This is a genomic window from Neobacillus sp. NPDC058068 (assembly GCF_042885335.1).
Lineage (GTDB): Bacteria > Bacillota > Bacilli > Bacillales > Cytobacillaceae > Neobacillus.
Genome location: NZ_JBHVSI010000034.1, coordinates 33,173 through 39,491, shown reverse-complemented (window position 1 = coordinate 39,491; position 6,319 = coordinate 33,173). Strand labels below are relative to the sequence as shown.

The 6,319-nt window shown below is 35.9% G+C and carries 7 protein-coding genes and 1 pseudogene; 2 read left to right on the top strand and 6 right to left on the bottom strand.

Annotation, left to right across the window (positions count from 1 at the left end):
- Positions 1-574: 574 nt before the first annotated feature.
- From ACFVSW_RS26375 to ACFVSW_RS26365, 3 genes and pseudogenes are all read right to left on the bottom strand, one after another.
- Entirely contained in the window at positions 575-1,816 is a 1,242-nt protein-coding gene (locus ACFVSW_RS26375; RefSeq protein WP_387319605.1) for a cell wall-binding protein, read from the bottom strand.
- A 460-nt stretch (positions 1,817-2,276) separates the two neighbouring features.
- Positions 2,277-2,363, bottom strand: a pseudogene (locus ACFVSW_RS26370) (hypothetical protein); the annotation flags it as partial.
- A gap of 331 nt (positions 2,364-2,694) precedes the next feature.
- Positions 2,695-3,225 carry a P-loop nucleotide/nucleoside kinase family protein gene (locus ACFVSW_RS26365; RefSeq protein ID WP_387319604.1) on the bottom strand — a complete coding sequence of 177 codons (531 nt, stop codon included), beginning with the start codon at positions 3,223-3,225 and terminating at the stop codon, positions 2,695-2,697.
- Positions 3,226-3,578: 353 nt separating this feature from the next.
- Between ACFVSW_RS26365 and ACFVSW_RS26360 the strand changes: the two genes are divergently transcribed.
- Complete coding sequence (locus ACFVSW_RS26360; RefSeq protein ID WP_387319602.1) at positions 3,579-3,812, top strand: hypothetical protein; 234 nt, start codon at positions 3,579-3,581, stop codon at positions 3,810-3,812.
- A gap of 326 nt (positions 3,813-4,138) precedes the next feature.
- Here the strand turns inward: ACFVSW_RS26360 and ACFVSW_RS26355 are convergent, their stop codons facing one another.
- Positions 4,139-4,693, bottom strand: coding sequence for a flavodoxin family protein (locus ACFVSW_RS26355; protein WP_387319601.1), 555 nt, complete (start codon positions 4,691-4,693; stop codon positions 4,139-4,141).
- Positions 4,694-4,825: 132 nt separating this feature from the next.
- Here ACFVSW_RS26355 and ACFVSW_RS26350 point away from each other — a divergent pair, with 132 nt between their 5' ends.
- Positions 4,826-5,146, top strand: coding sequence for a winged helix-turn-helix transcriptional regulator (locus ACFVSW_RS26350; RefSeq protein ID WP_387319600.1), 321 nt, complete (start codon positions 4,826-4,828; stop codon positions 5,144-5,146).
- 353 nt (positions 5,147-5,499) lie between these two features.
- Here ACFVSW_RS26350 and ACFVSW_RS26345 read toward each other — a convergent pair whose 3' ends face one another.
- Together ACFVSW_RS26345 and ACFVSW_RS26340 are read right to left on the bottom strand one after the other, a co-directional pair.
- Positions 5,500-5,682, bottom strand: coding sequence for a hypothetical protein (locus tag ACFVSW_RS26345; protein ID WP_387319599.1), 183 nt, complete (start codon positions 5,680-5,682; stop codon positions 5,500-5,502).
- A gap of 173 nt (positions 5,683-5,855) precedes the next feature.
- Entirely contained in the window at positions 5,856-6,311 is a 456-nt protein-coding gene (locus ACFVSW_RS26340) for an SRPBCC family protein (RefSeq protein ID WP_387319598.1), read from the bottom strand.
- Positions 6,312-6,319 lie beyond the last annotated feature (8 nt).

Sequence of the window (6,319 nt, the reverse complement as noted above, 5' to 3'; positions counted from 1 at the left end):
ACTGAGTTTAGATTGGTCTCTATACTCGTATCTTACTGAGGGGCTCTATTTTTTTCAAACCTGATATTTAACGATCTACAGGAATGCTATCCTGCTTCTTTAGTTCAATAAAAAATGGCCACCGTAATGGCAGCCGGATCTTAAAGTAACGCACCCTAGAGTTTAAGTACATTTTTTCACAATCTCTCACCAGAAGATTATTATGAATATGCAAGTTTGTTTATTCGGCAATTATTAAGAATGTAATATCCTTAATTTGGAAATCCACTCAATAAAAAGCGTTACTCCAAGTGGATTAACGCTTTTTTCTCTTGTTCAGCTGACCTGCCACTATAGTGGAATAAGAAAACGCTTGCCCCGATGCTTGAGGAATTAGGCACATCCCCTAACAAATACGCTCACTGTTGCTTGCACATGCCATATTCGCCCAAGAGCCCGAGCAATGCAAACAAGCTCGGGCCCAAAGTTTAATCAACTGAGTGCTACCAACACTCAATCAACATACCTTTTTCTATTTCAGATATCAAAAAAACGAAGAAGCAAGCACTTTATGAACGTTTATCTCTTTATTGAATTAATAGTGATTGAGCTCTCCTTCAGGGGTTTGAATGATAACTGGACTCTTGCTAGGATCCAGCCATTTAAGAATACCAACAACATAATTTTGTGCAGTTCCTGTGCAACCAAGCGTATAACTATTGGAAACATGGAAAAAGATAGCGGAACCTGCGCCTGGAATTCTTTCAGCTGTATTGTAATTGATCACAAATCCGTAATTATACGCTGCAATATCCATTTTTTCAGCACTGTTCCAACGTCCCCGATTTTCAGATGCCTTTTGCCACGTATTATATAAGGAGGAGTTAGAATCATCCACCCATACATCATCAGAAGTGATTTGACGATAAGGCAGCTTTGTTCCTGGATTTTGAAATCTTCCAAACGCTGTCCCAATCGTATATTTTCCCCTAGGAGATTTTTTGGCTCCTTCATTCATAACAGTGGCGAAGCCCTCTTTTCCAATAAAACCATCGACATTAAGTTTTTCATACCACTTATTATCTTCTTTTTCAAAGGTGCGGATTTTTGCCTTATTGGTGTTATAGCCTAATGAAGTCACCAGGATGAGCTGATTATTATTTGGTACCGTTGTTAATCCATCTGCAATCGTATTCGGTACCCAGACCCCACTTCGGTTCAAATAATACCAGCTGTTTAGATAAACCCAGCCAGTCTGCATTGCACCGGAAGGATTTAAATAATACCAGTGGTTTTTTTCTAAGAGCCAACCAGTCTGCATCGCGCCGGAAGAATTTAAATAGTACCAGTGATTTTTATTTAGTAGCCAGCCGGTTTGCATCGCGCCGGAGGAATTTAAATAGTACCAGTGATTTTTATCTAGCAGCCAGCCGGTTTGCATCGCGCCGGAGGAATTTAAATAGTACCAGTGATTTTTATCTAGCAGCCAGCCAGTTTGCATCGCGCCGGAGGAATTTAAATAGTACCAGTGATTTTTATCTAGCAGCCAACCAGTTTGCATGACACCACTGCTTTTAAGAAAATACCACTTTCCCTTGTCATAGACCCAGCCCTCGCTAGCGGCTCCGTCGTTCTGATTGAAGTAGTACCAGTTGTTGTCAATGTTAAGCCAGCCCTTTACGGCTTGATTATCCCTATAATAGTATTGCTTACCTTGCTCCTCATACCAGCCATTCTTTGCTGCATCTGAGCTATTTTCCTCAGCCGCAACCTGAAAAGCCGGTAAAATCATAGCTCCACACAAAATCATAAAAAAGAGTCTTATAAAAATTCTCATGATGTAACCAGTCCCCCTATCTCCACTCTTTCTTCACAAAAAAACAAACACCTATTAGCTAAGAAAAAAAGTTCTTATTAATATTATATCTATCAGAACCTTCAACCCCAATATGATAAAAGTTGTCAATTGCGCTAAGTAGAAAGCATTATGTTTAAACAATATTCGTTAGTCCACTAGTCTTGTTTATGGCAAATCCCTTTCGCAACCAGACAACCCTTGAGCATTCTCTACTATTTTCTTCTTCAATCAAACCATTGATTAAAATAGTTGATATATAAGTCTTTCCTGCATTTCATTCATGAAAAAATTGCTACATCAGCTTTTGACTGCTTCTTTCGGGGTAACACCCACGTAGGACCTCTCTGTTTAGTGATAATAAAGTTATTGAATTTTGTTTTAAAAGATAGTAGCCTTGCTACATTTTATTGTAGTAAGGCTACTTAAAGTTGTTTAATTTCTATTCACTTAATAAATTAATTTCTGTTCCTAATACATCAGTATTTGGGGGCTCATAACCCATCTGACGGAGCATAGCTACTATTTGTCCCTTGTGACCTTAACAAATATAACTACCTATTCTATACATGTATAGAAAAACCCTTTTTTAACTGACTAAAATAAGATAGCCACAGCAATCCCTTCTTAAACTCAAGCCCCCGTTCGTTTAAGTACATTTTTTCACAAACTTTATTATTTATTAAAAAGAGTTGTTTATGGTAGCTCTTGTTAACTATAACTTTTTCAATAAAAATTACCCGCCCCTATACCAGCAAAGAAAGTGCTTTAATTCTCTTGGCTTAAATGCACCCGATACTTTGAAACGATAAAAGCTCTTAAAGATTTTACTTTTTGCCTAATGAAAAGGAAAGCTCTTCTTAAAATTCAATTACAATTTCTCCTTCTCCTTTCGGAACCTCGAATCCATTAAGGAAGGAAGTTAATATTTCCTCTGTTATTGGAAAAGCAGCATTTGCATCAAACCGATTACTTCTTATCTTTAGACGTTCACGCAAATCATTAGGATTAACTTTCAAAAAAATAAGACGCCATTTACCTCCAGCAGTTTCAATTAGATGCTTATATTCAACCCTTTCAGACTGTCTCCAAAAACTAGAGTCAACCACTACTTGTTGCTTATTAAGAATTAACTTTACTAGTTTTTCACGCAATCTTAAATGTGCTTTATCCAAATACTCTCTATATTTTTCAATCGGATAATCTATTCCGTATCGACCATTAGTAGACCAGACTTCTTCATCTATAGAAAGACGTACAAACCCAGCCTTTTCTAACTTTTGTGAGAAGGTAGTTTTTCCAGAACCTGCTATTCCACACATCATTACAACTAAAGGGTTTAAGTCATCTCTTTCACGATTAAGTTTCTCTAAGACAGTTTTTTCAAGCACCCATATTCCCCCCTTTTAATAATCCATTCCCATAATTATTATAGGTATTCTGTGCTCTCTTATAAGATTCCTTCTGTTACTAAACTGCCCGTTTGTTTAATAAGAAAATCCGATAATGGTTCTATAAAAGTCCCCTCTCTTTTAGTTCACATTTTTCTCGTAAGACAACTAAACTTCTAAAATCTTTCTTTGCAATGCACTACGATTAATTACAATATTGTTAACAAAATTACTTTTCAACTAATTCAAAACGTGTCACAATATAGAAAATAAGGAAATACTTTATTATTCTTTAATAACAGTGCGTTTTTTACAAAAGTGAAATATTTTATTGGAACAGGGAGGAATAAGATTTGAAATCTTCTCTAGAAAAAATATTTAATTTATTTTTTGAAAAAAGAGAAACAAGAGCTCATTCAAAACCAATTACAATTATCTTTATAACTCTGTATAGTTTACTTTTGTTACTCTGGGTCATTAATCTTCCTGGAATGTATGGACATAAAAACTTATTGATTAATGACAATTTAGGGTTAGCATTATTTGTAGTAATACTTATTGATTTCATTAGTTCTAGAAAAAAATAACTTTTATTGTTGAAGAATTACTAATACCTTTTAGTGGTTAATTTGAAATTAGTGATAAAGGAACATCAAATTTAAGAAGTTCCTTATTTGTCGTCTTTTGTGTCAATTGCGAAGTTAATAAACAACTTCTCCTTCAACTATCCTTCCCGTAGTGCAATAAAAAAATGGGATCGCCGTAGCCATCCCAATCTTTAACTCTTGCACCCGATAGTTTAAGTACAATATTTCACAAACTCACTCTTTTTGGTGACATACCACAGCATATTTGAGTAATGGATAACAAAAAAGGAGTGCCGAAGCACCCCCGTTCTTCTCTTCAGACTTTGTTAGTTAAAAACAAGATTTTGAAGCTTGGCATTCAACTCACTTGCAGCTTGTATGGCAACTTCATCATTTAACACATCGCCTGGCTTATTTCCATCGCCAACAATCCAATCTTCTAACTTTACACCCATAAAATCAAAGATGAGTTCAAATTGTTGAACTAAAGGTTTCGCCTTTTCATAAGGCAAATCTCCACCTGCAATCACCACGCATGGTTTGATACCTTGAATCTTCTCCTTAAATTGGAGTTCTCGGTCACGCAAGCTTTCCGTCCATCTATCCACAAAGTTCTTCATCAAACCCGACATTCCATACCAATACACTGGTGTAACATATATCACCACGTCATGTTCAAGAAATTCAGAAATCAGCCGGTTATAGTCGTCATCAATACTATCCGAAAATCCCCCTGGTTCATGTCTTTTATCGTCAATCGGTTTAATATGGTAGTCAGTTAGGTACCGCTTGGTGTGTTCAATGTTTTCTAGTACCTTGTCCGCCAACAACTCCGAGTTTCCGTGCTTTCGTGAGCTTCCATATAATGCTAATATTTTCATGGTTAATCCCTCATTTCTACATCGATTATTTACTTGTTAGAATAACAATAATATATAATGTATATTAGAGACAAGTACGCACTTTTTTGTACCATAGGTACTTAAAAGTTCCCATAAAGGAGACACATTTTTATGAAGTCATTTAATATGCCCATTGAGGCAACTCTCGAAGTAATCGGAGGAAAGTGGAAGTGCATTATTCTTTGCCATTTAGAAACCGGTAAAAAAAGAACAAGCGAACTGAAGCGTTTAATGCCAAACATTACACAAAAAATGCTTACCCAACAATTGAGAGAATTAGAGTCTGATGGAGTTATTTGCAGAATTGTCTTTAATCAAGTCCCACCAAAAGTGGAATATGAGTTAAGCGAATATGGTCGGAGCCTAAAACCCATATTGGATTCAATGTGTACTTGGGGACAAAAACATATCAATTTTACAAATACAGACTAAAATATACGACTGTTCTTCAGTTTATTCTCTTCTTAAAGTAAACTGCCACGTTAGCTTAAGTACATCTCTTCACATACTCATTTACTCCTCGGCGCTCCCGCAGGAGTCTTGCGGCTTCCACTCCAATCAACATGGTTATAAAATCAAAAATGACCCTTAATATAGCCAAATAAAAATAGGTGCATCTTGTTTCTCAATGCATTCGGGACTGTAATAGTGGACAAACTTTCACACAATTTATTTTACCTATAAATTTATTTTTTTGTAAAACCAAATTTGCACCTTAGTGTATAAAGAAAAAGAGCTGCCAATGACAACCCTTCTTACACTAAAGCACCCGTTACTTGAATAATCTATGCAACTTTTTTCGTAGAGGAACGTTCTTTCAGAAGTGATGAGATAATGCTTAGTTCTTGATATATTAAACATAATAGGTTGATACCAACAGCTACGAAAAATCCCCAATTGCCGACCAACATTTTTCCAATAAAACCAAAGACAACAGTTATAATAAATGATTGTAAAAACTTTTTCATCATTTTCCCCCTTAAAAATGAATATATATTTTCTCAAATCATACCATAAATCACCCTATGATATTGGATTTTTTTCCATAATTTTTCTTCAACTAACCTGCCCGTTCAACAAGAAAAAGCTGCCTCAGTGACAGCTCTGATCTTAAACACTTCCTCCTGTTTCTTCAATAAGATTAATCCATATTTTCGGCAATATTTTTGAGTGCCTTTGCACGGGAAGCAATAAATACTCTCATATACTTCTCCAAAAACAATTTATCGGCTACAACGCCAATTGGTCCAAATGGAGACTTATACTGGAATTTGTCTATCATAATGGTTCCACCTGCTTCTTCGATAAACTGATGAGAGTGAACAAAGGAATGGAAGGCTCCCTTCACCATCATATCTACAAACTTATAGGGCTTTTCCATTAATGTCACTTTGGCTGTCAGCCTTTGTTTAATACCAAAATGAATGGCTTCCCAAGTAACAGTATCTCCCTCCTCTAATAACCCTTGTGTGACTCCACCAACAGCTCTTTCCTTTGTTGTAGAGGTGGTTTGAGTATGAATATCTACGTTCCTCGCAAGGTCAAAACATAATTCAACAGGTGCTTTAATAAATTGTTGATGCTCAATAACAGGCATTTTATATT